At 72.1% G+C, this 24,158-nt stretch carries 18 protein-coding genes and 2 tRNA genes; 12 read left to right on the top strand and 8 right to left on the bottom strand.

Annotation, left to right across the window (positions count from 1 at the left end):
• The first annotated feature begins 67 nt into the window (after positions 1 to 67).
• Both crtD and ASF39_RS06605 read left to right on the top strand, forming a co-directional pair.
• Positions 68 to 1,627: a 1-hydroxycarotenoid 3,4-desaturase CrtD gene (gene crtD, locus ASF39_RS06610; protein WP_056282196.1), complete on the top strand. Its 1,560-nt coding sequence runs from the start codon at positions 68 to 70 to the stop codon at positions 1,625 to 1,627.
• The gene (locus tag ASF39_RS06605; RefSeq protein ID WP_056282195.1) at positions 1,624 to 2,487 is read left to right on the top strand and encodes a carotenoid 1,2-hydratase; all 864 of its coding nucleotides are present in this window, start codon (positions 1,624 to 1,626) and stop codon (positions 2,485 to 2,487) included. The genes crtD and ASF39_RS06605 overlap by 4 nt, the downstream gene beginning before the upstream one ends.
• Positions 2,488 to 2,499: 12 nt before the next feature.
• On the opposite strand, the gene ASF39_RS06600 is transcribed toward ASF39_RS06605, so the two are convergent.
• The 3 genes from ASF39_RS06600 to glgX all read right to left on the bottom strand — a co-directional run bounded on the left by ASF39_RS06600 (position 2,500) and on the right by glgX (position 7,059).
• Positions 2,500 to 2,769 carry a hypothetical protein gene (locus tag ASF39_RS06600; RefSeq protein WP_055886142.1) on the bottom strand — a complete coding sequence of 90 codons (270 nt, stop codon included), beginning with the start codon at positions 2,767 to 2,769 and terminating at the stop codon, positions 2,500 to 2,502.
• A gap of 135 nt (positions 2,770 to 2,904) precedes the next feature.
• On the bottom strand, positions 2,905 to 4,530 hold the full coding sequence (locus ASF39_RS06595; protein ID WP_055886139.1) for a hybrid sensor histidine kinase/response regulator: 1,626 nt from the start codon (positions 4,528 to 4,530) through the stop codon (positions 2,905 to 2,907).
• A 249-nt stretch (positions 4,531 to 4,779) separates the two neighbouring features.
• Positions 4,780 to 7,059 carry a glycogen debranching protein GlgX gene (gene glgX, locus ASF39_RS06590; RefSeq protein ID WP_055886469.1) on the bottom strand — a complete coding sequence of 760 codons (2,280 nt, stop codon included), beginning with the start codon at positions 7,057 to 7,059 and terminating at the stop codon, positions 4,780 to 4,782.
• Positions 7,060 to 7,280: 221 nt separating this feature from the next.
• Here glgX and ASF39_RS06585 point away from each other — a divergent pair, with 221 nt between their 5' ends.
• The 3 genes from ASF39_RS06585 to ASF39_RS06575 are packed head-to-tail and all read left to right on the top strand — an operon-like array spanning position 7,281 to position 9,675.
• On the top strand, positions 7,281 to 8,060 hold the full coding sequence (locus ASF39_RS06585) for an SHOCT domain-containing protein (RefSeq protein WP_056282074.1): 780 nt from the start codon (positions 7,281 to 7,283) through the stop codon (positions 8,058 to 8,060).
• A gap of 26 nt (positions 8,061 to 8,086) precedes the next feature.
• Positions 8,087 to 9,154, top strand: coding sequence for a spore photoproduct lyase family protein (locus ASF39_RS06580; RefSeq protein ID WP_055886136.1), 1,068 nt, complete (start codon positions 8,087 to 8,089; stop codon positions 9,152 to 9,154).
• A 53-nt stretch (positions 9,155 to 9,207) separates the two neighbouring features.
• A complete protein-coding gene (locus ASF39_RS06575) occupies positions 9,208 to 9,675 on the top strand; it encodes a nucleoside deaminase (RefSeq protein ID WP_056282192.1) in 468 nt (155 codons plus the stop codon).
• A gap of 7 nt (positions 9,676 to 9,682) precedes the next feature.
• On the opposite strand, the gene ASF39_RS06570 is transcribed toward ASF39_RS06575, so the two are convergent.
• The 3 genes from ASF39_RS06570 to ASF39_RS06560 all read right to left on the bottom strand — a co-directional run bounded on the left by ASF39_RS06570 (position 9,683) and on the right by ASF39_RS06560 (position 10,457).
• Positions 9,683 to 9,994 carry an ETC complex I subunit gene (locus tag ASF39_RS06570; RefSeq protein ID WP_055886133.1) on the bottom strand — a complete coding sequence of 104 codons (312 nt, stop codon included), beginning with the start codon at positions 9,992 to 9,994 and terminating at the stop codon, positions 9,683 to 9,685.
• 47 nt (positions 9,995 to 10,041) lie between these two features.
• Positions 10,042 to 10,118 (bottom strand) — tRNA-Pro (locus ASF39_RS06565).
• Between the two features lie 105 nt (positions 10,119 to 10,223).
• A complete protein-coding gene (locus tag ASF39_RS06560; RefSeq protein WP_055886130.1) occupies positions 10,224 to 10,457 on the bottom strand; it encodes a hypothetical protein in 234 nt (77 codons plus the stop codon).
• Between the two features lie 181 nt (positions 10,458 to 10,638).
• Between ASF39_RS06560 and ASF39_RS06555 the strand changes: the two genes are divergently transcribed.
• Positions 10,639 to 11,343 carry a glutathione binding-like protein gene (locus ASF39_RS06555; RefSeq protein WP_056282071.1) on the top strand — a complete coding sequence of 235 codons (705 nt, stop codon included), beginning with the start codon at positions 10,639 to 10,641 and terminating at the stop codon, positions 11,341 to 11,343.
• 22 nt (positions 11,344 to 11,365) lie between these two features.
• Here ASF39_RS06555 and ASF39_RS06550 read toward each other — a convergent pair whose 3' ends face one another.
• A complete protein-coding gene (locus tag ASF39_RS06550) occupies positions 11,366 to 12,181 on the bottom strand; it encodes a phosphodiester glycosidase family protein (RefSeq protein ID WP_082494407.1) in 816 nt (271 codons plus the stop codon).
• 270 nt (positions 12,182 to 12,451) lie between these two features.
• Between ASF39_RS06550 and ASF39_RS06545 the strand changes: the two genes are divergently transcribed.
• The 5 genes from ASF39_RS06545 to addA all read left to right on the top strand — a co-directional run bounded on the left by ASF39_RS06545 (position 12,452) and on the right by addA (position 21,791).
• Positions 12,452 to 12,527 (top strand) — tRNA-Lys (locus tag ASF39_RS06545).
• A 316-nt stretch (positions 12,528 to 12,843) separates the two neighbouring features.
• Entirely contained in the window at positions 12,844 to 14,364 is a 1,521-nt protein-coding gene (gene tsaE / locus ASF39_RS06540) for a tRNA (adenosine(37)-N6)-threonylcarbamoyltransferase complex ATPase subunit type 1 TsaE (RefSeq protein WP_055886460.1), read from the top strand.
• Positions 14,365 to 14,390: 26 nt separating this feature from the next.
• Positions 14,391 to 15,134 (top strand): nucleotidyltransferase family protein, encoded by a 744-nt coding sequence (locus ASF39_RS06535; protein ID WP_056282068.1) that lies wholly within the window; start codon positions 14,391 to 14,393, stop codon positions 15,132 to 15,134.
• A gap of 68 nt (positions 15,135 to 15,202) precedes the next feature.
• Positions 15,203 to 18,316 (top strand): double-strand break repair protein AddB, encoded by a 3,114-nt coding sequence (addB, locus tag ASF39_RS06530; RefSeq protein ID WP_056282065.1) that lies wholly within the window; start codon positions 15,203 to 15,205, stop codon positions 18,314 to 18,316.
• A gap of 4 nt (positions 18,317 to 18,320) precedes the next feature.
• A complete protein-coding gene (addA, locus tag ASF39_RS06525; protein ID WP_056282062.1) occupies positions 18,321 to 21,791 on the top strand; it encodes a double-strand break repair helicase AddA in 3,471 nt (1,156 codons plus the stop codon).
• A gap of 54 nt (positions 21,792 to 21,845) precedes the next feature.
• Here the strand turns inward: addA and ASF39_RS06520 are convergent, their stop codons facing one another.
• Positions 21,846 to 23,000, bottom strand: a complete 1,155-nt coding sequence (locus ASF39_RS06520; RefSeq protein WP_055886457.1) for a PQQ-dependent sugar dehydrogenase — start codon at positions 22,998 to 23,000, stop codon at positions 21,846 to 21,848.
• 363 nt (positions 23,001 to 23,363) lie between these two features.
• On the opposite strand from ASF39_RS06520, the gene trxA reads away from it, so the two are divergent.
• Positions 23,364 to 23,684, top strand: coding sequence for a thioredoxin (trxA, locus tag ASF39_RS06515; protein ID WP_055886110.1), 321 nt, complete (start codon positions 23,364 to 23,366; stop codon positions 23,682 to 23,684).
• The last annotated feature ends 474 nt before the right edge of the window (positions 23,685 to 24,158 follow it).

Below are 24,158 nucleotides of genomic sequence, written 5' to 3'. Positions count from 1 at the left end.
TTTCAAAGTGTCAGATTAAGTTGACACTCGTCAAGCCGTCTCGTGGCGGCGGCAGGGAGTGGACCGGGTGCAGGGTGACAAGGTCGTCGTCGTCGGAGCGGGGATCGCGGGGCTGGTGTCGGCGCTGCGGCTGGCCCATGCCGGGCTCGACGTCACCGTGCTCGAACGGGGGCTGAAGCCCGGCGGCAAGATGCGCAGCGTCGGAGTGGCCGGGCGCGCCATCGAGGCCGGCCCCACCGTCTTCACCATGCGCTGGGTGTTCGAGGAGATCTTTGCGGAGGCCGGCGCCGATCTTGGCGCCAGCGTCGCGCTCACGCCCGCCGCGATCCTGGCCCGCCACGCCTGGCGCGGCGACCGGCGCCTCGATCTCTTCGCCGACCACGAGGCGAGCGTGGACGCCATCGGCGCCTTCGCCGGGGCCCGCGAGGCGGAGGGCTACCGCCGGTTCTGCGCCAGGGCCGGCGAGGTCTATCGTACCCTGGAGGGGCCGTTCATCCGGGGCACGCGGCCCAATCCGGTCGAGCTCGGGCGCCGGGTCGGCCTGTCGGGGATCGGCGACCTCTGGCGCATCCAGCCCTTCTCGACCCTGTGGGGGGCGCTGGGCGACTATTTTCGCGATCCCCGCCTGCGCCAGCTGTTCGGACGCTACGCCACCTATTGCGGCGCCTCGCCGTTCGAGGCGCCCGCCACCCTGATGCTGGTGGCGCATGTGGAGGCGCAGGGCGTCTGGACCATCGAGGGCGGCCTCAGCCGGCTGGCGCAGGCCTGCGCCGATCTCGCCGCCGCCCGGGGCGCCAGCTTCCGGTATAGCGCCGATGTGGCGCGGATCGTGGTCGAGGGCGGTGCGGTGGCCGGGGTCGAACTCGCCGGCGGCGAGCGCATCGCGGCGGACGCGGTGGTGGCCAATGCCGATGTCGCGGCCTTAGGGACGGGCCTGTTCGGACCCGAGGCCGCGCGGGTCACCGACCCGGTGGCGCTCGCCGAGCGGTCGCTCTCGGCGGTGACGTTCTGCATGAACGCCCGGCCCGAGGGGTTTCCCCTGGTGCGCCACACGGTGTTCTTCTCGGACGATTACGCCAGCGAGTTTGCCGAACTGCGCAAAGGCCGGCGCCTGCCGGCCGATCCCACGGTCTACATCTGCGCCCAAGACCGTGGCGACGCGGCCGTGCCGGCGGTCGACGGCCCGGAACGTTTGCTTTGCCTCGTCAACGCGCCCGCCACCGGCGAGCGCCCCCTCGACCCCACGGAGTTGCGCCAATGCGAGACCAACCTGCGTCGTCGGCTGCAGGCCGCCGGACTGACGCTGAACGAGGAGCCGGGGACGGTCGTCACCGATCCGGCGGGCTTCGCGGGCCTGTTTCCGGCGACGGGTGGCGCCCTCTACGGCCGCGCCTCGCACGGTTGGATGGCCTCGTTCAAGCGGCCGGGGGCGCGCACGCGCCTGCCCGGCCTGTATCTGGCGGGGGGCAGCGTCCATCCGGGGCCGGGGGTGCCGATGGCGGCCCAGTCGGGCCGGCTGGCGGCCGACAGCCTCCTGGCGGATCTCCCGGCGGATCGGCCCTCGCGCCGCGCTTCGACACCCCGGTCGGGCCGGGTGGCTACGTCTGGTGGTACGTCGACGCCCTGAGCGAGGACGGCACCCAGGGGCTCACCGTCATCGCCTTCATCGGCAGCGTGTTCTCGCCCTACTACGCCTGGGACACGAGCCGGGACCCGTTCGCGCATTGCGCGGTCAACGTCGTCCTCTACGGCGAAGGCCGCAACAGCTTCTGCATGACCGAGCGCGGCGCGAAATCCCTGTCGCGGGACGCGCGCAGCATCCGCATCGGCCCGAGCGCCATGGCCTGGGACGGCACCAGCCTGACGATTCGCCTCGACGAGGTCACCGCGCCGATCCCCTCGCCGGTGCGCGGCACCATCACCGTGCGGCCGGGCGGGATCACCCAGGCGCCCCAGACCCTCGACGCCGCCGGCCGCCACCGCTGGTGGCCGATGGCGCCGGCCTCCCCCGTCACCGTGGCGCTCAGCGAGCCCGCGGTGAACTGGTCGGGCACCGCCTATTTCGACACCAACCACGGCGACGAGCCCCTGGAGGACGCCTTCTCGCGGTGGACCTGGTGCCGGGCCGACCTCAAGCCGGGGGCGGCGATCCTCTACGACGTGGTCCGCCGCGACGGCACCACCCAGAACCTCACCCTGCGCTTCGACGCCGACGGCACCGCCGGCGAGATCGCGCCGCCGGTGGCCGCCGAGCTGCCGAAGACCGGGTTCTGGCGGATGCCGCGCCCGACGCGCAGCGACGACGGCCGCGCCAGCGTGGTGCGGACCTTCGAGGACACGCCGTTCTACGCCCGCTCGCTCCTGTCCTCGACCCTGTGCGGGCGCCCCGTGAACCCGGTCCACGAGAGCCTGTCCCTCGATCGTTTCAAGAACCCGCTGGTGCGCCTGATGCTGCCGTTCCGGATGCCGCGCCCGTTCGGCGGATGAAGCGCCGGGACGTCAGTCCGCCTTGCGCTCCGCCGCGTTGCGCCTGCGGGTGGCGGCCCCCTTCCTGGCCGACGCCGAGCGTTCCTCGGCGGTGCGGGTGGAAACCTTGGCCCGGCCCGAGCCGCCCGGCTTCTTGCCGCCGCCGTCGTCCTTGTTGACGGTGGCCCAGGCGCGCGCCTCCGCCTGCGCCTCGGGCACGCCGCGGGCCTCGTAGGACTCGGCGATGTGCTCGGCCTTGCGGACCTGCTTGTCGGTGTACTTCCCCTTGTCGCCCCGTGGCATCGCGCCTTCCCTCGTGTCGTCCCTGCCGCCTCATGCCACTTCCGGACGATCACGTCGCGATGCGGAAATGGGCTTCGCTCAGGCGCCGCGCGGGCTCGCCGATACGGCCACCGCTTGAATCAAGCGGAGGCCGCATCAGTCGATCCCGGTCGGTCCGTCGAGGACGGCGCGGATGCGGCGGATCAGGTCGGTGCGGCGGTAGGGCTTGTTGAGGAGGTCGAACTCCGCCCCGTCGGCATCGGTCCGCTCGATGGCCGCTTCGGCGTAGCCGGTGGTGAGGAGCACCTTCAGCCGCGGGCGCAGGCGGCGGGCCTCGCGGGCCAGGGTCACCCCGTTCATGCCGCCGGGCATGATGAGGTCCGTGAACAGGAGGTCGACGGTCTCGGTCTGGTCGAGGATGTCGAGGGCCTCGCGGCCGTTGCGGGCGGTCAGCGTGGTGTATCCGAAGTCGCGCAGGATGGTCCGGGCCAGTTCCGCGACGTCGTCGCGGTCGTCGACGATCAGCACCGTCTCGGTGCCGGTCTGGGGGGCGACGGGCCGGGAGGCGATCGCCTGCATCGGCCGTTCGCCCTGCGCGTTGGCGGGGAAGGACAGACGGACCGTGGTGCCCTCGCCCAGCACGGATTCGATCTGCACCGCGCCGCCCGACTGCTTGGCGAAGCCGTAGACCATCGAGAGCCCGAGCCCGGTGCCCTTGCCCTCGTCCTTGGTGCTGAAGAACGGGTCCATCACCCGCGAGAGCACGTCCGGGGCGATGCCCGTGCCGGTGTCGCTCACCGAGACGCTGACGTGGCGCCCGCCCGGAAGGCCGGGCGAGCGGCCGCCGGCGTCGGCGTCGGCGGCCACGTTCTCGGTCTTCACCGTGACGCGGCCGCCCTCCGGCATCGCGTCGCGGGCGTTGATCAGGACGTTGAGGAGCGCGGCCTCGGTCTGGGTCGGGTCGATCCGGCTGGTCCAGAGGTCGGGCGCGAGGTCGAGGTCGAGGTCGATCCCGGTCCCGAGCGTCCGCGTGGCGAGGTCGCCCATGCCCTCGACGAGGCCGTTGAGGTTGACCGCGCGCCCCTCGAGATGCTGCTTGCGGGCGAAGGCCAGGAGCTGCTGCGTCAGCATCGTCGCCCGGTCCGCCGCCGCGCGGATGTTGTCGGTGGCGCGCCGCATCCGGCCGCGATCGCCGTCGGGTTTGTCCAGGGCGACGCCGAGGATGTCGACGTAGCCGACGATCACCTGCAGCAGGTTGTTGAAGTCGTGGGCGATGCCGCCGGTGAGCTGGCCGAGCGCCTCCATCTTGTGGGCCTGCCCCAGGGCGTCCTCGGCGTCGCGGCGGCGCGAGACGTCGAGCTGGGAGCCGAAGAAGTACACCAGCTCGTTGGCGGCGTTGTAGACCGGCGCCAGGTAGAGCGCGTTCCAGAACGTGGAGCCGTCCTTGCGGTAGTTCAGGATCTCGGTGGCGAATTCCTCCCGCCGCGCGATCGCCCGCCGGATCTCGGCCACCGTCCCCGCATCCGTCTCCGGTCCCTGCAGGAACCGGCAGTTGCGGCCCACCAGCTCCTCGGGCGTGTAGCCCGTCATGGCGATGAAGGCCCGGTTGGCGAACAGGATCGGGTTGTCGGGCTGGCGCGGATCGCTGACGATCATCGGCATCCGCGTCGCTTCCACGGCCGCGAAGAAGAGATCGCTGTGAGGATCGGCGACCTCCGACGAGAACCCCGTCCGAACCCGCGCATGCATCCCGATCGGAGGCTTCTCGGGTGAGTCGTTCATGCTGTGCCGGCTTCTCGATCGGTGACGGGCGCCGGGTCGGGGCCGTCGCGGCGGCGCCCGACGACCTGACCGGTTGTTTCGTGTCGGCCTCGCTGTCGGGATGACGGCGGATGGCGCGGTGTTGCCCTGCGATAAGTCCCCGGGCCGATACCCGTTCCGATTGGTGGTCGCCTTCGAAAAAAGCGGGCGCCGCCCCTCGTGGAGGCGGCGCCCGGTGGATGGGATGGAATCGGTGCCGTCGCGCCGGGCTCAGGTGGCCGGCGGTTCGAACCGGACCGTGTCGATGTTGGCCCGCTCGAAGGCCTGCATCACGTGCTGGTAGGAGCGCTCCATCTCGGTGACCTCGTCGCCCTGGGTCTCTTCGGGTTTGAGGACGAACATCAGCATCGAGCGGCCGGTGACGTCGTAGGTGGCGCCGATGTCCACATGAACGACCTCCTGGCTGTCGGGCAGGTTGGTGTCGAGAAGCCGCGTCCAGGCGGCGCCGCCGACGGAGCCCGGCAGGATGAACGACACCATGTCGTGGTACGCGTTGTAGAGGAACAGCAGCGTCGCATCGCCGCCGCGCCGGTGGATGCCCGAGGCCTGGGCCCGGCCGTCGAGCAGCACCGCGATGGCGCGGGCGTCGCCCTGGCCCCAGTTCTCGGTGCTCATCTCGGCCCCGTCGGGCCGCAGCCAGGTCACGTCCTTGACGCCGAGGTCCTCGTCGTAGGCCGCGGTCAGGAACCGGCCGCGGGTGAGGATCGGCAGCGCCGTGCGCAGGTGCATCAGGCGCTGCGTGAACTCGGCGAGGTCGCGCTCGTCCGAGCCGATCGCCTCCCAGTCGATCCACGAGACCTCGTTGTCCTGGCAGTAGGCGTTGTTGTTGCCGCGCTGGGTGCGGGCGAACTCGTCGCCGGCCAGCAGCATCGGGGTGCCGCGCGAGAGGAACAGGGTCGCCAGCATGTTGCGCATCTGGCGGTTGCGCACCGCCTTGATCGCCGGATCGTCGGTGGGGCCTTCGACGCCGTAGTTGTAGGAGAGGTTGTGGCCGTGGCCGTCCCGGTTGCCCTCGCCGTTGGCCTCGTTGTGCTTCTCGTCGTACGACACCGTGTCGTTGAGCGTGAAGCCGTCGTGGGCCGAGATGAAGTTCACCGACGCCCAGGGCTTGCGCCCGCGCTTGTTGAACTTGTCGGCCGAGCCGGTGATGCGCGAGGCCAGCGACGGCAGCAGGCCCTCGTTGCCGCGCCAGTAGCCGCGCACGTCATCGCGAAAGCGGTCGTTCCACTCGGCCCAGCCGGGCGGGAAGCCGCCGACCTGGTAGCCGCCCGGGCCGCAGTCCCACGGCTCGGCGATGAGCTTGACCTGGTTCAGCACGGGATCCTGCAGGCAGGTGTCGAGGAAGCCGCCGCCCTCGTCGAAGCCGTGCGCCTCGCGGCCCAGGATGGTGGCCAGGTCGAACCGGAAGCCGTCGACCCGCATCTCCGTCGCCCAGTACCGCAGCGAATCGGTGACGAGCTGCAGCACGCGGGGATGCGACAGGTTGAAGGTGTTACCCGTGCCGGTGTCGTTGATGTAGAACTGCTCCTGGCCCGGCAGCAGCCGGTAGTAGGAGGCGTTGTCGACGCCCTTGAACGACAGGGTCGGGCCCTTCTCGTTGCCCTCGGCGGTGTGGTTGTAGACCACGTCGAGGATGACCTCGAGGCCGGCCCCGTGCATGCGCGCCACCATCTCCTTGAACTCGGAGAAGGCGAAGTCCGGCACCGCCGCGTAGCGCCGCGCCGGCGTGAAGAACGAGATCGTGTTGTAGCCCCAGTAGTTCACCAGGTTCTTTTCCTGGAGGTAGTCGTCCTGCACGAACGCATGGACGGGCAGCAGCTCCACCGAGGTCACGCCCAGCGACTTGATGTAGTCCAGCACCGCCGGGTTGCCGAGGCCGGCATAGGTCCCGCGCAGGCGCTCGGGCACCAGCGGATGGGTCTTGGTGAAGCCCTTCACGTGGGTCTCGTAGAAGACGGTCTTCTCCCACGGCACGTTGGGCTTGCGGTCGCGGCCCCAGGTGAAGGCCGGGTCGATGACGCGGCTGCGGCGGGTGAAGGGCGCGGAATCGCGCTCGTCGAAGGTGAGGTCGTCGCCGGTCTCCATCTGGTAGCCGAACAGGGCCGGGTTCCAGGTGATGGAGCCGACCAGGCCCTTGGCGTAGGGGTCGATCAGGAGCTTGTTGTGGTTGAAGCGGTGGCCGGCCTTGGGCTCGTAGGGGCCGTGGACGCGGTAGCCGTAGATGGTGCCGGGCCGGGCGTCGGGCAGGTAGCCGTGCCAGATCTCGTCGGTGTATTCCGGCAGCTCGATCCGCTCGATCTCCTGCTCGCCGGCCTCGTCGAACAGGCACAGCTCGACCTTGGTGGCGTGCGCCGAGAACAGCGCGAAGTTGACGCCCAGCCCGTCCCACGTGGCCCCGAGGGGGTAGGGTGCGCCTTCGCGGATGCGGGAACGGGCCGAACGGGTCTGCGTGGACGCCTTGGCTGCCTGGAACGTCGAATCGTCGGCCATCATTGCTCCGAAGGTCGGCTCCGTTCCGCTCCGGGCGGCGGACGCGAGCCTGAATCCGACGTGAACGCGTCCCGCCATGCCGAAGCTCCCGCGCACGAGAAATTATTGCTGCGTCGCACCGGGGACGATTGCGGCCGTCCGGGCTTTCGTCCAGTCCTGAGAACCGACGTCCCGTAAGGACCGCGCGCGGGTCGCGACGGCCTCGGGGGAGGAGACGAGTCATGACCGATCAGAGCTTCGAGGCGGCGGGCGAACTCCAGGCGCTGGCCGATCGGCACGGCGTCGGGCTCGATGCGGTCCGCCACCTGGCCCAGGCGCTGGAGGCGGGCCACGGCGCCATGGCCCAGTTCAACCATCCCGACCTCGGCGGCTTCGGGCAATGGTCGACGGGCGGCATGATCATGATCGGGCAGATGTTCGATACCGCCCTCAAGGCCCGCGTCGCCGCCCTGTGCGACGAGCTCAGCCGGTCCCTGCCGGCGCCGGGCCGGACGGGAGGCGCGGCGGGCCAGTGGTGGCCCGCCAACCTCGGGCGGCCCTCCACCTCCGGCGCCCAGAACGGCCTGCGCTACGCGTATTTCCCCGAGAGCCGGCGCCTGGCCGTCGAGTCAGACGGCGCGCTCTCGCTCTACGACACCGGCATCCACGACATCTCCGGCGTCTCGCTGTCGCAGGGCGGCGGCACCAGGCTGCGCTTCAGCGGCCGCGGCGGCCCCGTCGAGCTCGACCAGCTGACGCGCCTCGACGGCCAGACGCCGCCGCGCCCGCCCGAGCCGCGTCCACCCGAGTCCCGCCCGCCCGAGCCGCGTCCGTTCTATCCCGACCCGGTGGTGCCGATGGCGCCCGCTCCCGAGGCGCCCCCCGAGCCCGCGCCGGCGACCGAGACGGCGGGCGGCGACGTCCTCGCCACCCTGGAGAAGCTCGCGGTGCTTCACGCCAAGGGCGTCCTCACCGAGGCCGAGTTCTCGTCCAAGAAGGCCGAACTGCTGGCCCGGCTCTGATCCGAGACGGACCTCCTGGCGACGCCATGGACCTGCCGCGCGACCTCATCGACGTCGCCACCATCTACCATGAGCCCGTGGTGGCGGATTTCGCGCATGGCCGGGCCATCCTCGACCGGTTTCCGGACGCGGCCCGGATCGAAGTGCCCTCGCACTGGAACATCCCCACCCTCCACGGCAACGCGGGCGCGGTGGAGGATTGGGTCCGCATCAAGCGCTCGACCCTGGTGCTCGGGGTCAAGAAGGGCCTGAGCCTGCGCCCCAACGGCCGCAGCGCCCACTTCATCGCGCCCTCGACCTCGAACGGCTGCGCCATGGCCTGCGCCTATTGCTACGTGCCCCGGCGCAAGGGCTTCGCCAACCCGATCTCGCTGTTCGTCAACGTCGAGGCGATCGGCGAGGCGATCCGGCGCCACGCCGGCAAGCAGGGGCCGCTCACCGCCCCCGACACGATCGACCCGGAGCGGTGGGTCTACGACATCGGCGAGAACGGCGACCTTTCCGTGGACGCCCTCCTCGGGGACGGCGTGCGCGACCTCGTCGCCCTGTTCCGCGACATCCCCAACGCCAAGGCCTCCTTCGCCACCAAGGCGGTCAACCGCGACCTCCTCGCCTACGAGCCCCGGGGCAAGACCCGCATCCGGTTCTCCCTGATGCCCGAGGGCATCGCCCGGATCGTCGACGTGCGCACCGCGCCGATCATGGAGCGGATCGCGGCCATCGACGACTTCGTGGCCGCCGGCTACGAGGTCCACGTGAATTTCTCGCCGGTGATCCTCTACGAGGGCTGGGAGGCGGATTGGGGCGCGCTGTTCGAGGCCCTCGACGCCGGCATCGGGCCGGCGGCCAAGGCCCAGCTCAAGGCCGAGGTCATCCTGCTCACCCACAACGCCGGGCTCCACGCGGTCAACCTCGGCTGGCACCCCAAGGCCGAGGCGCTGCTGTGGCGCCCCGACATCCAGGAGGCCAAGAGGTCGGAGGGCGGGGGCGACAACCTGCGCTACCGTGCCCGCTGGAAGGCCCAGTGGATCGCGCGCTTCAAGGCGTTGATGGCCGAGCGCATCCCCTATTGCCAGGTCCGCTACGCGTTCTGAGCCCGCTAAGCTGTCCGATCGAAGAAGGAGACCCGTCGATGAACACGCCGCCGATGAGCACGCATGAGAATTACCTGCGCGAGGCGGTGGAGCTCGCCGCCGCGAACGTCGCGCAGGGCGGCCGGCCCTATGGCGCCGTCCTCGTCCGGGACGGCGCGGTGATCGCCCGCGCGGCCAACGGCATCCACCTCACCAACGATCCCACCGACCATGCCGAACTGCGGGCCCTGCGCGAGGCGGGCCAGGCGCTCGGCACTCCGAAGCTCGAGGGCGCGGTGATGTACGCGAGCGGGCGTCCCTGCCCGATGTGCCATGCGGCGATGCGTCTGGCGGGTATCCGCGAGGGCTATTTCGCCAATTCCGCCGAGACCGCCGCCGGGTTCGGGCTCCTCGGTGCCGAGATCTACGCCGAACTGTGCCGCCCGCTCGACGAGCAGCCGATGCGCCTCGTGCATCTCGACGTGCCGGACGCGGCCGAGCCCTATGCCGCCTTTCGGGCGCGCCACCCGGCCAAGCCGTGAGTGCGCTTCAGTGCGTCCAGGGCGCGGTGCGGCTGAACTTGAAATTGTCGGAGTATGACAATCCCTTGCGCGGGATCGCCTTCTGCGGCTCGTCGATCCGGTAGGACAGGCCGGCGCGGGTGGCATAGGCCACCGCCTCCTCCTGCGTGTCGAAGGTGAGCCGCACCTGTTGCAGCATGTCGCCCGAGCCGGTCCAGCCCATGAGCGGATCGGTCTCGCGCGGCTCGGTCCGGTCGAATTCGAGGATCCACCGGTGCGTGCGGGCGAGCCCGGACTGGGAGGCATCCTTGGCGGGCCGGTAAATGCGCGCGCTCGACATCGGACGGTTCAAGCCTTCGAGAGACCAACGGACGGACAGGCGGCGAATGGTCGGGGCGATAGGATTCGAACCTACGACCCTCTGGTCCCAAACCAGATGCGCTACCAGACTGCGCTACACCCCGACACGCTCGCGCGCTCCTGGGGCATAGAGTTTTCGCCCCCTCTGGGCAAGCGGCGTTCGCCCAAGCGGGCCGGGAAGCCTCGGCATCGCGGGCGCGCGAGCGCGGTCAGACCAACATGTCGAGGACGCGCTTCTCGGTCTCGATGGAGGACCTCATGACCGCTGTGTTGAGTGCGACGGCGGCCTTCGATTCGATGAGTTCGATCGCGGTCGTCGAGAGGTCGACCTGCGAGGCCTGCGGCAGGCTGGTGCCGAGGGTGGCGACGGTCTCGGCCGCCGCGGAATAGCGTTGCGTCGCCGCCGCCAGCCCGCCCGCCGAAATCGAAACCGCGCTGATCATCGCCCTGTCCCCGGCCGCTCCGGGGACGACCCTGCCACGCCGGCCGTGAAGCGAGCGTCAGCAATGTCCGTCGCATTCGATCGATGCGGGCCTTCGTTCGACGAGGGGCGTTGACCTCGGCCGTCGCCGAGCCCACCTGCGCGCCCTGAGGGTGCGGACGGTGCACGTCCAAGGAGACGCGATGATCGACCTCTATTATTGGCCGACCCCGAACGGCCACAAGGTGACGCTGTTCCTCGAGGAGGCCGGCCTGCCCTATGTCATCAAGCCGGTGGACATCGGCAAGGGGGCGCAATTCGCGCCCGACTTCCTGGCGATCGCCCCCAACAACCGCATGCCGGCCATCGTCGACCACGCTCCGGCCTCGGGCACCGCGCCGGTCGCCCTGTTCGAATCCGGCGCGATCCTGCTCTACCTCGCCGAGAAGACCGGGCGGTTCATCCCCGCCGACCTGCACGGCCGCGCCGAGGTGCTGCAATGGCTGTTCTGGCAGATGGGCGGCCTCGGGCCGATGCTCGGCCAGAACCACCATTTCTCGCAATACGCGCCCGAGCCGGTTCCCTACGCCATCGACCGCTACGTCAAGGAGACCAACCGCCTCTACGGCGTCCTCGACCGGCGGCTGGCCGACCGCGCCTATGTGGCGGGCGAGGCCTATTCCATCGCCGACATGGCGTCCTACCCCTGGATCGTGCCGTGGGAGAAGCAGGGCCAGACGCTGTCCGACTTCCCGCACCTGTCGCGCTGGTTCGCCGACATCGCCGGGCGCCCGGCCACCAAGGCGGCCTACGCCAGGGCGGCGGCCGTCAACCCCGACTACGGCAAGCCGATGAGCGAGGACGCCAAGAAGGTGATGTTCGGCCAGACCGCCAAACGCGACGGCTGACCGAGGAGGGGGGCGGGCGGCCTTACCGCGCCACCGCCCCCACCATCGGCCCGAGCGGCCGGCTGAGGTCCGAGCGGCCCAGACTCGGGGCGTAGAGGCTCGACACGCTGCCGTCGAGGAACAGGGCGTTGCGGCAGCCCAGATCGTCCTTGAACAGGCGCGCGAAGGCGCCGAACGTCACCGGCCGCTCCGAGATCGCGAACACCGCGGTGCGGCCGTCCTCGCGCACGCCGACCCCGTTGCGGATCTTTTGCGAGGGGCCGTCCGTCGAGATCTTCGGATGGATCTTGCCGTCCACCACCAGCATCGGGCCCGATTGCGTGGCGAAGTCGGGTTTCGGGTTGGCCTTGAGGTAGCGGCCGGTCTCCATCACCCCGGCGCGGTCGCCCTTCACGTAGAAGATGCCGTTGGGCTTGAGGTGGAAGTTGCCCGGGCCGTTGGCGGTGGACACCCCCTTCAACTCGCGCCCCTCCTCCACGTAGAGCCCCACCGGCGCCTGGCCCTTGTCGTACATGCCGGCATTCATCGCAAAGCCGAGCTGGCTCCCCTGCTTGGTGGCCAGGGTCGAGAGCGACGAATAGGGCAGCCCGTCCGCGTCCAGCCAGAACAGGCGCAGGCGCTCGCGGCGCAGGTCCACCGTGCAGACCGTGAAGGTCTCGCCGTCGGACTGGACCGGCTTGCACGGTGTCGCCGCCTGGCCGGAGGAGATCGGCGCCAGGGTCAGGACGACCGCCGCGACCCACCCGGCACGCCGCCGCCGGACCCGCCCTGGGCGTTCGGGAGTCGCGACCCGCCGGGCCGGCGCGAGTGCCTGGGACGGGATGGGGCCTGCGATCATCGGGATGGGTCCTGCCGCATGAGTCCTGCCGCGTCGCGATCCGCTCCGCAGCCAGACGGGCGATGCGAACGGGCCTGCGATAGCAAGGCTGCGACCCCGGCTCAATCGCCGCCGCGCGGTTCGCGGCACGCCGCCGGCCGTCCCGGATCGGCCGATCCGTCACGGCCCGGTCGGCCCGGTTGACCTCATTCCGCCCACCCCCTATTGCAGGCCCGCTTCCCCATGCGCAGGACCCGCGGCCGCCGCCAGGCCCGTCCGTCATGGGGACGCGAGCGCGTAGCTCAGCTGGTAGAGCAACGGACTTTTAATCTGTAGGTCCTGGGTTCGAGCCCCAGCGCGCTCACCAATCTTTTCCGTCGCTCGGATCGTCCTCGTGAGACGCGAGGGACCAAAATCCTTCTTCGCCGCTTCGCCGCCGGAAGGGTGGGGCAAGCCCAGGTTAAGGAAGCTCGGTTACAATGATCGCCGCATGGGGGCTTCCGGCCTCCGCGTGGCGCGGGTCCGATTTGCTCGCGTGGGTTCGGTATCGCCGCGGGGCCTGGTGCGTTGCACCTCACGAAGCGACGGGCGTTGGAGGCGGGCCTTGGAGGATCGAGCGGGTGAGTGACGACGGCCACGGCCCGGCGGGACCGGAGGCGCAAGCCCCGGCGGCCTGGGAAATCATGCTGACCGAAGAGGGCGCCACCGAGGACCTCGGCCGCTTCCTCTCCGAGTTGCTCCAGCCCGGCGACATCGTCGCCCTCTCCGGCGGCCTGGGCGGGGGCAAGACCACGCTCGCGCGCGCCATCATCCGCGAGCTGACCGGCGACCCCGCCCTCGACGTGCCGAGCCCGACCTTCACCCTCGTCCAGCCCTACGAGGGCCGACACGGGCGCGCCATCGTGCACGCCGACCTCTACCGCCTGCGCAGCGCCGACGAACTCGTGGAGCTGGGCTTCGACGAGATGACGGAGGGGGCCATCACCCTGGTGGAATGGCCCGAGCGGCTGGGGTTTCGCGAAGGCCCGGTCCTGTCGGTCGACCTGTCGCTGCGGCCCCAGTTCGGCGACGGCGCCCGGTTCGCCCGCATGGATGGCACCGGCGGCATGCGCGGCCGGCTCCTGCGCGCGCGCTCCCTGCGCACCCTGCTCGAGCGCAGCGGCTGGGACGAGGCCACCCGCCTGCCGATGCAGGGCGATGCCTCCTCGCGGGCCTACGAGCGGCTCGTGAAGGCCGACGGCGCCAAGGCGGTGCTGATGATCTCGCCGGCCCGGGCCGACGGGCCGCCGGTGCGCAACGGCAAGCCCTACAGCGCCATCGTCAAGCTCGCCGAGAGCGTCCACGCCTTCGTCGCGGTGGACCGGGGCCTGCGGGCGCTGGGCTTCTCGGCGCCTAAGATCTACGGCGAGGACCTCGCCGCCGGCCTCCTGATCCTGGAGGATCTCGGGGCCGAGCCGGTGACCGACGCCAACGGCCCGCGGCCGGAGCGCTACGCCGAGGCGACGCGGCTGCTGGCGCGCCTGCACGGGACGCAGCTGCCCGGCGTGCTGCCGGTCGCGGACGGGATCGACCACGTCCTGCCCCACTACGACCTCGAAGCCCTGCTGTTCGAGACCGAGCTCCTGCCGGACTGGTATTGCCCGGCGATGCGCGGGGCCAGCCTGCCGGTGCCCGCCCGCTCCGAGTTCGTCGCCCTCTGGGCCGAGGTGCTGCGCACCGTCGTGCCCGCGCGCCCGACCTGGACGCTGCGCGACTATCACTCCCCCAACCTGATCTGGCTGCCCGGCCGCGAGGGGCTGGAGCGGATCGGGCTCATCGACTTCCAGGACGCGGTGCTCGGCCACCCGGCCTACGACGTCGCCTCGCTGCTGCAGGACGCCCGGGTCGACGCCAGCCCGGACCTCGAGCTGCGGCTGCTCGGCCTCTATGCCCGCGAGCGCCGCGCCCGCGAGCCGGAGTTCGACGTCGAGGACTTCGCCCGCGCCTATGCGGTGCTGGCCGCGCAACGGGCCACCAAGATCCTGGGCATCTTCGCCCGCCTCGACCGCCGCGACGGCAAGCCAGGCTATCTCGCCCACCTGCCGCGCATCGAGCGGTATCTCGCCCGCAACCTCGCGCATCCGGCGTTGACACGCCTGCGCCTCTGGCACGAGGAACACCTGCCCGCGCTGCTGGCCCCCCGCGACGCGACGCCGACCCCCTGATTCCACACCGATACGGCAGGACCCGCATGCCAGAGCCCGCCGCCCCCGCGATCACCCGCGCCTTCGTCCTGGCCGCCGGCCTCGGCACCCGGATGCGCCCGGTCACCGACACGCTCCCGAAGTCCCTCGTCCCGGTGGCCGGCCGCGCGCTCATCGACCACGCCCTCGACCGGGCCGCGGAAGGCGGGATCACCGACGCGGTGGTCAACGTCCATTACCTCGCCGACCTCGTCGAGGCGCATCTGGCCCGCCGTGCCGCGCCGCCCGCGGTGACGGTCTCCGACGAGCGCGAAGCGCTCCTGGAGACCGGCGGCGGCATCAAGAAGGCGCTGCCGCTGGTGGGCGCCGAGCCCTTCGTGGTGTTCAACTCCGATTCGTTCTGGCTGGAGGGTCCGCGCTCGAACCTCGCCCGCCAGATCGCCGCCTGGCGCCCGCAGGACATGGACATCCTGCTCCTGGTCGCCTCCGCCGCCACCAGCCTGGGCTACGACGGTAACGGCGACTTCGTGATGGACGCCGAGGGCCGGCTGCAGCGCCGCGGCGAACGCCAGGTCGCCCCCTTCATCTATGCCGGCGTCGCCATCCTGAAGCCCGAGCTGTTCGCCGACACGCCCGACGGCCCGTTTTCCCTCAACCTGCTGTTCGACCGCGCCGCCGAGCGCGAGCGCCTGTTCGGACTGCGCCTCGACGGCCAATGGCTCCACGTCGGCACGCCCCAGGCGATCGTCGCGGCCGAGGCACGGGTGAAGGCGAGCGCGCGGGTGCCGTGAGGATGAAGGCGGTGCCACGTCCGGAATAGTCGTCGCGCCGGCCCTCTTTGGCCGAATGACAGGTCATCATGCCCGCCTCCCGCGTCTTCACGATTCCCCCCGGAGTCCCCTTCCTCCCGACCCTCGCCGAGGCCCTCGTCGGGGGGCGGCTGGTGGGCGACCTCGGGGGCGATCCCCTGGCGCTGGCCGGCGTCACCCTCTACCTGCCGACGCGCCGCGCGGCGCGGGCGCTCTCGGGGTGCCTCGCCGAGCGCCTCGGCGGGGCCGCCCTGCTGCCGCGGATGATCCCGCTGGGCGAGGCCGACGAGGCCGAACTCGACCTCGCCGCGACGCCGCTCCTCGAGAACGGCCCTGATCCGCTCGCTCCGGCGATGCCGCCCCTGGAGCGGCGCCTGATCCTGGCGCGCCTGGTCCAGTCCTGGGCCGAGACCGTGGACCGCGCCCTCCTGCCCATCGACGACGACGTGCCCTTCCTGGTGCCGTCCTCCCCCGCGGACGCGGTGGCACTGGCCGGCGACCTCGAACGCCTGATGGACGCGCTCACCGTGGAGGGCCTGCCCTGGGCCGAGATCGCCGGGGCCGTCGAGGCGGAATACTCGCGCTATTTCGGGCTCACCCTCGATTTCGTGCGTATCGCCGCCGAGAACTGGCCGGCGATCCTGCATGACCGCGGCCTCGGCGACCCGGTGGTGCGCTCGCGCCTGATGGTGATGGCCGAGGCCGACCGCCTGGGGCGCGAGCCCCCGGCCGGTCCGGTGATCGTGGCCGGCTCCACCGGCTCGGTCCCGGCCACCGCCCGGCTCATCGCCGCGGTGGCCGCCCTGCCGCGCGGGGCGGTGGTGCTGCCGGGGCTCGACCAGGACCTCGACGCCCCCGGCTGGACCGCCATCGACACCGGCGAGGGCGCGGAGCGGGAGATCGCCCACGGCCATCCGCAGGCGATCCTGCACCGCCTGCTCGGGCCGCGCGGGCTCGCCCTCGACCGCAGCGAGGTCGTCGTCCTCGGCGCGCCCTCGCAGGAGGCCCGCGCCCGCGCGGCGCTGCTGTCCCAGGCCCTGCGCCCGGCCGAGACCACCGACGCCTGGGCCGATCTCGCCGCCTCCGTGCGTGACGATCTCGCCCGCCGGGGACTCGCCGGGCTCGCGGTGGTGGAGGCCGCCGACGAGCGCCAGGAGGCCCTGGTCGCGGCCATCGCCCTGCGCGAGACCCTGGAGACCCCCGGTGCCACGGCCGCCCTCGTCACCCCCGACCGCAACCTCGCCATCCGGGTCGCGGCGGAGCTCGGCCGCTGGGGCATCGTGGCGGAGGATTCGGCGGGCGAACCCCTCTCGCGCAGCCAGGCGGGGCGCTTCGCCCGCCTCGTGGCGGAACTCGCCACCGACCTGAAGCCGGCAAAGCTCATCGCCCTGCTGGCGCATCCCTACGTCCGCCTCGCCATGCCGCGCTCGGACGTGGTGCGCGCCGCCGCCGCCCTGGAGATCGGCGTGCTGCGCGGCCCCGCGCCGGGGCCGGGCCTTGCCGGCATCGCCAAGGCTTTGGACGACCAGCGCGCCGCCACCGGCCGCCGGCCGAGGCCCAAGCGCCGCCTCGCCGACCGGGACTGGGACCTGGCCGCCGAGCTGATCGCCCGCCTGACCGACGCCCTGGCCGACTTCGTTGTCCCCGACGTCTCCGCGCCCGAAAACCTCGTGGCGATCGCCGGCCGGCACCGTGCCGCCTGCGACCGGCTGCTGGCCTGCCCCGAGACCGAGATGCCCGCCGACGGGTCGCTGGAGGGGCTCGACACCCTGTTCGACGACCTCGCCATGGCCGAGCCCGGCCTGATGCCGGGCACCTTCGCCGAGTACCCCGCCTTCTTCACCGCGCTCTGCGCCGAGCGGGTCGTCACCTGCGGCGGGCCGGCGCCGCACCCGCGCGTGCGCATCCTCGGCCTCCTCGAATCCCGCCTGATGGACGTCGACCGCGTCGTGCTCGGCGGCCTCGACGAGGGGGTGTGGCCGTCGCGCACGGTGACCGATTCCTTCCTCAACCGGCCGATGCGCGAGCGGGTGGGCCTGAACCCGCCCGAGCGCCGGATCGGCCAGAGCGCCCACGACTTCGTCCAGGCGCTGGGCTGCCGCGACGCGGTGATCACGCGGGCGGGCAAGCGCGACGGTTCGCCGACGGTGCCCTCGCGCTTTCTCCAGCGCCTGCGCGCCTTCGTCGGCGATGCGCGCTGGGAGACGGCGCTGGGGCAGGGACGGCGCCTCGCGGGCTTCGCCGACAGGCTCGACCACGGCGGCCCGCCGCCGCCGCGGCTGGCCCAGCCGCGGCCACGACCCGATCCGGCCCTGTTCCCGCGCTCCCTCAGCGTCACCGAGATCGAGACGCTGGTGCGCGACCCCTACGTCATCTTCGCCCGCCACGTGCTCGGGCTCGAACCGCTGGAGCCGGTGGCGGCGATGCCGGGTGCGGCCGAGCGCGGCACCCTGGTCCACGACATCCTCGGCCGGTTCGCGGACGACCACCCCGAGGCGCTGCCCGCCGATGCCCCCGAGCGCCTCTACGCCCTGGCGCTCGACGCCTTCGGAAGCATCGCCGACACTTATCCCGAGCTCTACGCGGAGTGGTGGCCGCGCTACGAGCGCATGGCCGGCCGCTTCCTCGACTGGGAGGCGCAGCGCCGGCCCGGCCTGAGGCGCATCCATCCGGAGGTGTCGGGCAAGTGGGTGATCCCCCTGGGGACCGACAGCGTCACCCTGCGCGCCCGCGCCGACCGGATCGAGCTGGCGCGCGACGGGACCACCTGCATCGTCGACTTCAAGACCGGGGCGCCGCCGAGCAACAGGGAGGTCTTCGCCGGGTTCTCGCCACAGCTCACCCTGGAGGCGGCGATGCTCAAGGCCGGTGCCTTCGCGGGGATCGCCGCCTCCGCGGGAACGCCGGACCTGCTCTACGTCCACGCGTCGGGCGGGCGCGACCCGTTCGTGCCACGGCCCCTCAAACCGCCGCGCGGCGATGCCCGCGGGGTCGAGGGCATCGTCGAGGAGCACACCGCCCGCCTGCGCGGCCTGCTCGCCCGCTTCCTGTCCGGCGAGGCCGCCTACACCTCGCGGCCCTACCCGAAATACGCCAAATCCTACGGCGATTACGACCACCTCGCCCGGGTGCTGGAATGGTCGCTCGGCGGCGAGGAGGACTAGGCCCATGAACCGCGCCTTCGTCGTCGACGCCCTCACCAAGGACAAGCAGCGGCGCGCCGCCGATCCGCGCGCCTCCGCCTGGGTCTCGGCCAATGCCGGGACGGGCAAGACCAAGGTGCTCACCGACCGGGTCGTGCGCCTCCTCCTCGACGGGGCGGCGCCGGCCCGCATCCTGTGCCTCACCTTCACCAAGGCGGCCGCCGCCAACATGTCGATCCGGGTGTTCCAGCGGCTCGGGCGCTGGGTCACCCTCGACGAGGCGGCGTTGTCGGCCGAGCTGGCGGAACTCACCGGGCAGGTGCCCCGGCGCGAGACCGTCAACCTCGCCCGCCGGCTGTTCGCCCGCGCCGTCGAGACGCCGGGCGGGCTCAAGATCGAGACCCTGCACGCGCTGTGCGAGCGGCTGCTGCACCTGTTTCCCTTCGAGGCCAACGTCCCGGCCCGCTTCGTCGTCCTCGACGACGACCAATCGCGGGACGCCTTTGCCATCGAGACCGACAACGTGCTCGCCGACGCCATCGGCGCCCGCGCTTCCGATCTCGGGGCCGCCCTCGCCGTGGTCGGGCCCGAGGCCACGGGCGACGCCCTGCGCAAGGTCATCCGTGGCGCGATCCGTGCGCGCCGGGTGATCGGCGACCCGCGCGGTCTCGACGCCGCCTTCTCCGCGCTCGCCCGCAGCCTCGGTCTCGGCGCCGGCGACACGGCCCCGGAGATCGAGCGGCGCATGCTCGACGACGGGCTTTCCGACTGGCCCGGCCTCGCCGCCCGCCTGCGCACGGGCAAATCCACCGACGAGCAGCTCGCCGACCTCCTGGTACAGGCCGAGGCGGCGCGGGGAACGCCCGCGGCGCTCGGCCTGTACCGCTGCGTGTTCTTCACCAAGGACGGCGAGGGGCCGCCCAAGGCCGACCGCAGCCTCGGCACCAAGGGCGTGCCCGAGGACGTGAAGCAGGACCTCCTGGCCGAGCGCGACCGGCTGGCGCTGCTGCTCGATACCCTGCGCGCGGCGCGGACCCTGGAGCGGACGCAGGCCTTGTTCACCCTGGCGCGGGAGATCCACCGCCGTGTCGAGGCCCAGAAGGCGCGTCTCGGCGCGCTCGACTTCGACGACCTCATCCACAAGACCCTCGACCTGCTGTCGCGGACCGGTGCGGCCTGGGTGCTGTACAAGCTCGACCGCGGCGTCGACCACGTCCTCGTCGACGAAGCGCAGGATACCAACCCGCAGCAGTGGGAGATCCTGCGCCTCGTCACCGCCGAGTTCGCCGCCGGCGAGGGTGCGCGCGACCGCCTGCGGACGCGCTTCGCCGTGGGCGACCCCAAGCAGTCGATCTACAGCTTCCAGGGGGCCGAGCCGCGCGCCTTCGAGGCGGTGCGGCAGGAATGGCGAGGGGCGGCGCAGAAGGCCGGACTTGCCTTCGAGGACGTCGAGCTGCAGCTCTCGTTCCGCTCGACGCTGGGCATCCTGGGCGCCGTGGACGCCACCTTCGCGCTGCCCGACCACTACCAGGGGCTGGCCTTCGACGACGCGACGAAGCCCGGCACGATCCACACCACGGCCCGCCGGGGCGCCCCCGGTGCCGTCGAACTCTGGCCGATCGTCGAGCCGGTGGACGAGGTCGAGCCCGATGCCTGGGCGGCCCCGGTGGATGCGCCGGAGGCCAACGCGCCGGCTATCGTCACGGCTCGTCGCATCGCCAGGGCGGTGCGGGGCTGGACCCTGCACGGCGACGAAACCGGCCGCGTCTGGCGCCCGGGCGAGATCCTGATCCTGGTGCGCAAGCGCTCGGCCGCCTTCGAGGAGGTGATCCGCGCCATGAAGGCCCTGGGCGTGCCGGTGGCCGGCCAGGACCGGCTCGACATCGCCGCCCATATCGCCGTCAACGACCTCGTTGCGGCGGGTCGGGCCGGGCTGCTGCCGGCCGACGACCTGACCCTGGCCGGGGCCCTCAAGACGCCGCTGGTCGGCCTCGACGACGACGATCTCGTGCGGCTCGCCGCCCGGCGCGAGGAATCCGAGACCCTGGAGGACGCCCTCCACCGCCACGCCGCGGCGGGCGATCCCGCCGCGCTGCGGGCGGTGGCCGCGCTGCGCCTCTGGATCGATCTCTCCGCCACCAGCGGCCCGTTCGGGTTCTACGCGGCGATCCTCGGGCCCCACGGCGGGCGCCGTGCCCTGGTGGCACGTCTCGGCGAGGAGGCGGGCGACGCCATCGACGTGTTCCTGGCCGCCGCCGCGCAGGTGGAGCAGGGCAGCGACGCGCCCTCGCTCGGCGGGTTCCTGACGCGCTACCTCGCGGCCTCCGGGCGCGGCGAGGCCGGCCACACCGTCAAGCGCGACCTCGAATCCGGCCGCGACGAAGTCCGCGTCATGACCGTCCACGGCGCCAAGGGGCTGGAGGCGCCCCTCGTGGTGATCATCGACGGTTCCGAGAAGCCGGGCGGCAACGATCCGCCGCTGCTGCCGATGTCGGCCGCCCGGGACGAGGCGCTGCCCCCGGTGTGGTCGAGCAAGAGCCAGGACTGCGAGGCCGCGGCCACCGCCAGGGCCGACCTGCAGGCCCGGGCCCGCGAGGAGCACAACCGCCTCCTCTACGTGGCGATGACCCGGGCCGCCGACCGCCTCGTGGTCGCGCCCTATCGCGGGCGTACCGCCGCCGAACCGGCGGCCTGGTGCGAGATGATCCGCACCGGCCTCGAATCCGCTCGCGGCGCCGGGCAGGCCATCGAGACCCCCCACGGGCCGGCGACCCTCTGGCGCGAGGGCGAGGGCGAGGGCGCCGCGTCGACGGAAACGGACATTCTCTTGCCGGCGGCAGAGGTGGACGCGCCGGCCTGGCTCTCGGCGCCGGCACCCGACGAGATCGCGGTCGCGCCGCCCTTGAGCCCCTCGGGCGCGCTCGCCGCCGCCGACGGGCAGCGCATGCCGGCCCGGCGCCAGGCGGACCCGGAACCGCGCCGGCGCGGCGTTCTCATCCACGCTCTGCTCGAACATCTCCCCCGCCTCGACCCCGCCCTCCGCCGCGACGCCGCCACCGCCTTCGTGCGGGCACGCGCCCCCGCCCTCGACGACCATACCCGCAGGGCCATCGTCGCAGCGGTGCTGCGGCTCATCGAGGAGCCCGACCTTGCGCCGCTGTTTGCCCGCGAGGCCCGGGCGGAGGTGACGCTCACCGGTCGTGTGACGGTGGGGGGGCGCCTGCGCCCGGTCGTCGGCCGGGTCGATCGCCTGGCTGTGACGGAGGGCGAGGTCTGGCTCGCCGACTTCAAGACCGGCCGGCCGCCGCCGGACGACGCCGGCCCGCCCCCGGCGGAGGCGGGCCAGATCGCGCTTTATGCGGCCCTGCTCGGGGAGATCTATCCGGGCCGCATCGTCAAGCCGATGCTGGTCTGGACCTCGGGCCCCACCATCCGCCGCCTCGATGCGGCGGCGGTGGCGGCTGCCCTGCAGGCTCTCGCGGAACGCGAAAGCTGAGGAGCGGGGCGGGGGCTTGTTGCTGCCGACGAGGGAGCCCTCGCCCCGAGGGGATCAGTTCCCCGAGGCCGGCGTCAGCTTGAGGATCTTGCCGTCCGGGCCATCGGTGAGGGCATAGACGGCGCCCTCCGGGCCGACCTTCACGTCGCGGATGCGTTCGTTCAGGGGCACCCGCTCCTCGGTGGCCACCGTGTCGCCGTCGAGCTTCACCACCACGAGGCCGCCGCTGACGAGGCCGCCGAGCAGGAAGGCGTCCGACCACGCCGGAAACAGTGCGCCCTGGTAGAGCGTCAGGCTCGAGGGACCGATCACCGGGTCCCAGTAGTAGACCGGCTGCACGGTGCCGGGCGCCTGGGTCTTGCCCGCACCGATCTTGCCGCCGTCGTACTCGATGCCGTAGCTCGCGTCGGGCCAGCCGTAGTTCAGCCCGGCACGGGGCCGGTTGAGCTCGTCGCCGCCGCGCGGGCCGTGCTCGGCCGTCCAGACCCGGCCCTCGGCGTCGAGGGCGATACCCTGGACGTTGCGGTGGCCGTAGGACCAGACCTCGGGCTTGCCCTTGTCGCTGCCGGCGAAGGGGTTGTCCTTGGGCACGCTTCCGTCGGGATCGACCCGGAACACCTTGCCCAGGCCGCTGGCGAGGTCCTGCGCCTGCACGCGGGGGCCCTTGTCGGAGCGCTCGCCCACCGTGATGAACAGCTTGCCGTCCGGCGCGAACACGAGGCGCGAGCCATAGTGCTTGTCGCCCTCGTAGGCCGGGGTCTGGCGGAAGATCACCTTGAGGTCGTCGAGCTTGGCGCCGCCGCCGTCCTCCACCAGCTTGGCCCTGGCCACGGTGGTGCCGTTGCCCTTCTCGCGCGGCTCGGCGTAGCTCAGGTAGACCATCTTGTCCGAGGCGAAGCCGGGGCTGAGGGCCACGTCGAGGAGGCCGCCCTGGCCGCGGGCATCGACCTTGGGCACGCCGGCGATCGGCTTGCCGAGGGTGCCGTCCTTGGCGACCAGGCGCAGGGTGCCGGCCTTCTCGGTGAGGATCATGCGGCCGTCGGGCAGGAACTCGAAGGCCCAGCCGCTGGCGATGCCCTGCGCGGCGGTGGCGGTGGCGACCTTGGTCTCGGTCGCGGGCTTGGGCGCACGGGTCTGGCCGGGGGTCATCGGCGTGTAGGAGGTGTTCGGGCTTTCGGTCTCCGCCGGCGTGCCCTGGGCCTGGGCCATCGCCGCGGAGCCGAGGATGGTGCAGGTGGCGAGCAGGATCTGTGTGAGATGCTTCACGTGGGATGGTCCTCCATGCGGCCGTGGCGGCCGCCCGCGGCGGGGCTCGCGCCTCGTCCCCACCGGGGCCGTCGAGGGCGCGACGTCACGCAGAGATGGGGCGGTCGGGGCTCCGCTTCGACCCCCGTCGCGCCGATACCGCGTCCGGCGGGTCGCCGGTTGGGGGAAACCGCCGCCGGGTGCGCCATCACTCACGCCCCGGCCGGCAAGCGCCTTGACCCGGTCCGGTCGCATCGCCACGTTCGTCGTCAGTCGCGGCGGCCGATGGATGAGAGGCTGTCCGTGAAATCGGAAAGGGATTGCGTGATGGCGACGGTAAAGGTGACCGACGCGAGCTTCGAACAGGACGTCCTGAAGTCCGTCGAGCCCGTGGTCGTGGATTTCTGGGCCGAGTGGTGCGGCCCGTGCCGTCAGATCGGTCCGGCGCTGGAGGAAATCGCCACCGATCTTCAGGGTCGCGTGAAGATCGCCAAGGTCAACGTCGACGAGAATCCCGGCATCGCCGCCCAGTACGGCATCCGGTCGATCCCGACGCTCCTGATCTTCAAGGACGGGCAGCTGGCGAGCCAGAAGGTCGGCGCCGCCCCCAAGGGCGACCTGTCCCGCTGGATCCAGGCGAGCGCGTAACCGCTTCCCTCCGGCAGCACGAGAATGCGAACCCGGCCTTCGAGCCGGGTTTTTTCATGCCCGAGTTTTTTCATGCCCGATCGCGATCGTCCGCGGCGCAGGGATGGATGCCGGGCGAGGGAGGGCGGTCTCGCGGGGTCGGCACCGGATGGCGGAGGCGCGCCGGGCCCTTCACCGCGCAGAGCGTGCGCCGCTGCCCCGGCGTCGGCGGCGGCGGCGCGACCGGCCCGATCGACGAAAGTCTTCCCGGTACCTTGGAGCCAATCCAAGATATCGGTGTTTCCCCCGGGCATCCGACGTCGACGGCTGGGCCCGCGCCCTGTCCGTTGCCCCCCGTCATGGGGCCGGACAGCGAGATGCGAAGGCCTGGAGACAGCGACGTGAATCGGAGAGACCTGATGGTTGGAGCGTCGGCTGCCGCGACCTTTGGCGCCGTCCCGACGGTTGCGGGGGCCGCACCCGCGTCGGCCGGCG

Origin of the sequence: Methylobacterium sp. Leaf108 (genome assembly GCF_001423265.1) — a bacterium.
Taxonomy (GTDB): domain Bacteria; phylum Pseudomonadota; class Alphaproteobacteria; order Rhizobiales; family Beijerinckiaceae; genus Methylobacterium.
This window is presented reverse-complemented; position numbering and strand designations above follow the sequence as displayed.

Excerpts from the sequence above, each read along its gene's own strand:
- ASF39_RS06580 (WP_055886136.1), top strand. The coding sequence starts at position 8,087 with ATGGACCTGCCGCGCGACCTCATCGACGTCGCCACCATCTACCATGAG.
- ASF39_RS06570 (WP_055886133.1), bottom strand. The coding sequence starts at position 9,994 with ATGTCGAGCGCGCGCATTTACCGGCCCGCCAAGGATGCCTCCCAGTCC.
- trxA (WP_055886110.1), top strand. The coding sequence starts at position 23,364 with ATGGCGACGGTAAAGGTGACCGACGCGAGCTTCGAACAGGACGTCCTG.
- ASF39_RS06555 (WP_056282071.1), top strand. The coding sequence starts at position 10,639 with ATGATCGACCTCTATTATTGGCCGACCCCGAACGGCCACAAGGTGACG.
- addA (WP_056282062.1), top strand. The coding sequence starts at position 18,321 with ATGAACCGCGCCTTCGTCGTCGACGCCCTCACCAAGGACAAGCAGCGG.
- ASF39_RS06560 (WP_055886130.1), bottom strand. The coding sequence starts at position 10,457 with ATGATCAGCGCGGTTTCGATTTCGGCGGGCGGGCTGGCGGCGGCGACG.
- ASF39_RS06535 (WP_056282068.1), top strand. The coding sequence starts at position 14,391 with ATGCCAGAGCCCGCCGCCCCCGCGATCACCCGCGCCTTCGTCCTGGCC.
- glgX (WP_055886469.1), bottom strand. The coding sequence starts at position 7,059 with ATGGCCGACGATTCGACGTTCCAGGCAGCCAAGGCGTCCACGCAGACC.
- addB (WP_056282065.1), top strand. The coding sequence starts at position 15,203 with ATGCCCGCCTCCCGCGTCTTCACGATTCCCCCCGGAGTCCCCTTCCTC.
- ASF39_RS06600 (WP_055886142.1), bottom strand. The coding sequence starts at position 2,769 with ATGCCACGGGGCGACAAGGGGAAGTACACCGACAAGCAGGTCCGCAAG.
- ASF39_RS06520 (WP_055886457.1), bottom strand. The coding sequence starts at position 23,000 with ATGGCCCAGGCCCAGGGCACGCCGGCGGAGACCGAAAGCCCGAACACC.
- ASF39_RS06585 (WP_056282074.1), top strand. The coding sequence starts at position 7,281 with ATGACCGATCAGAGCTTCGAGGCGGCGGGCGAACTCCAGGCGCTGGCC.
- ASF39_RS06595 (WP_055886139.1), bottom strand. The coding sequence starts at position 4,530 with ATGAACGACTCACCCGAGAAGCCTCCGATCGGGATGCATGCGCGGGTT.
- ASF39_RS06575 (WP_056282192.1), top strand. The coding sequence starts at position 9,208 with ATGAGCACGCATGAGAATTACCTGCGCGAGGCGGTGGAGCTCGCCGCC.
- tsaE (WP_055886460.1), top strand. The coding sequence starts at position 12,844 with ATGCTGACCGAAGAGGGCGCCACCGAGGACCTCGGCCGCTTCCTCTCC.
- ASF39_RS06550 (WP_082494407.1), bottom strand. The coding sequence starts at position 12,181 with ATGATCGCAGGCCCCATCCCGTCCCAGGCACTCGCGCCGGCCCGGCGG.